Origin of the sequence: Pseudodesulfovibrio pelocollis (genome assembly GCF_030282845.1) — a bacterium.
GTDB classification, from domain to species: Bacteria; Desulfobacterota; Desulfovibrionia; order Desulfovibrionales; family Desulfovibrionaceae; genus Pseudodesulfovibrio; species Pseudodesulfovibrio pelocollis.
The window spans coordinates 1-2033 of the sequence record NZ_JASTWE010000095.1 but is presented as its reverse complement, the minus strand read 5'-3'; the positions used below and the strand labels follow the sequence as shown (position 1 = coordinate 2033).

The 2033-nt window shown below is 62.1% G+C and carries 1 protein-coding gene; it reads right to left on the bottom strand.

Features of this window, described 5'->3' with window-relative positions:
• Positions 1–13 precede the first annotated feature (13 nt).
• Positions 14–1972, bottom strand: coding sequence for an OPT family oligopeptide transporter (locus tag QQS14_RS16285; RefSeq protein ID WP_285908072.1), 1959 nt, complete (start codon positions 1970–1972; stop codon positions 14–16).
• Positions 1973–2033 lie beyond the last annotated feature (61 nt).

The following is a 2033-nucleotide window of genomic DNA, read 5'->3' as shown; positions in this document are numbered from 1 at the left end:
GCCCGACAGCCCGCTAATAGGCCAATCGGCCCAACGACTTGAGTATCAGCGTGCAGCCCATGGCGAACATGCCCGTCAAGCCCATGCCGCAGGCGAACCCGGCCAGGAGCACGGGCGCGTAGTGCCGCCACTGCGCCCCGTATTTCTTGAGGAAATAGTAACGGCCCAGGAGCGCGCCGATCACCTCCAGGATCATGCCGTGGGGCGTGGACTGCCCAAGGCCGCGCACCACGCCGTAGACCAGCAGCACCGGCAGCCCCAGCACATTGAGCACCGAGTAGAGGATCAGCCCGAGCCCTAGGCCCGAGAGGACCACCGGCCCGGACAGCGCCTCGAAGAAGAGCGAGTTGCCCTCCAGGGTCGAGGTCTGCATGAGCAGCGTGTTCAGCGCCTGCAAGTGCCACAGTTCCTGGGCAAAGGGATATTCCGGCGAGGGAATGGGCGCCAGCTGCCACAGAAATTGCGAGAAGAGTAGCGACGAAACCATGACGATGGGAAAGACCACGATCTCGGCCTTGATGATGCCCCTAAGGCTCGTGCCCGTCAGCTCGATCTGCCGGAACTGGACCGTGGCCTCGCCGTAGTTGTGGATGGGAATGGGCGCGTACCAGATCTCAAGCCCCTGGTAGCCGAAGAACTTGGCCCCGGCGATGAACGAGAACTCGCGGACCATGGGCAGGGCGATGAACTGCCCGGCCACGCCCTCCATGCGCGCCGTGATGTACGAGATCACCGGCGTGTACACGAACCCGTAAATCACGAAGAATATCCAGGGAAACGACGGCACCAGCCAGACGCAAAAGGCGATGTAGCACAGGGTGGAGAAAACATAGATGCCGATGGACACCCAGAAATTGATGTCGCCCCTCCCCTGCGGCGGATTGAACAGGGCCGAGAAATCAAGCCCCTTGCCGTCCTTGCGACTGAAGGAATTGACCACGTAATACACGCCCACTGCGCCGATGGCCAAACCCAGCCCGATGCCGAAACTCATGTAGAAATCGAAATTGTTGGCAAACACGGTCTCCACCGTGGCCATGCCCGGGTGCCAGCGGTGCAGCACGCCATGGGAATACAAAATGGGGTTGCCCACAATGGTGACGATCAGCCCGAGCAACCCGCCCATGACCGCCCAGAACGGCAGCACCATGCCGACAAAGACCAACCCCAGGTCGAACTGCAACCCGGTGGCCACGGCGGGCAGCACCCCCTCGGTGTACTGGGTCAGCTCGATCCACGGGATGGGTATCAGCCGGATGGGCTCGGTGAACAGCAGCCCGGAGAGCGCCGGAAGCAGCACATAGAAAAACCCGAACCCCAGCCCGATGACCCCGCCGATGGAGAAGACCCGCCACTTCCAGCCTGTCTTGCGGTCCTCGGTGGACTCGGCCAGGGCCATGGTGCCCAGCGCACCCACCGGAGCCATGGGAAACGGCAGCTTCTCCACGTCCGAGGTGATGCGATACAGCGAATACCCCAGCCCGAAATGGTCGATGCGCTGCACCAGCTGCGCCCCAACCAGCAGCATGATCGGCACCAGCCAGTCCCGATGCATGAAGGTGCGCTCAAGATACGACCCCGACCCCAGCGCCGGGGCCACCCACTGCGGGATGAACTCGGTCAGCCCCAGCATCCTCGCCGCGTCCGACTGGACCAGGTACTGGCTCCAGAGCAACCCCTGAAACGGCGAGGCCAGGGCCGCCCCCGCCATGTAGTACAACAGGAATATCTCCTGCTGCTTCAGATGCGTGTACGACCGCTTGGCGATCTCCGCAAACAGGATGATCGTCACCCACCGCGCCGCCGGTCCAATGCCCTGCCCGATCACCAGTTGCAGATACATGGATCCGGGCATCATCAGAAACCCGATGAACACCGCGCCGACCACGGTCTTCCAATCGAAACCCTCCTCGAACTTGTCCGGGGGTTTCATCAGGTCGCGATATTCCTTCAGTTCCTTGTCGTCATACATCGATTGATGCCTCCGGCGGCCGGGCGTAGCCCGAATCTCTCTTGTCAGCGGAAAAAATCTC

Coding starts and splice junctions, on each gene's coding strand:
- QQS14_RS16285 (WP_285908072.1), bottom strand. CDS start 1,972: ATGTATGACGACAAGGAACTGAAGGAATATCGCGACCTGATGAAACCC.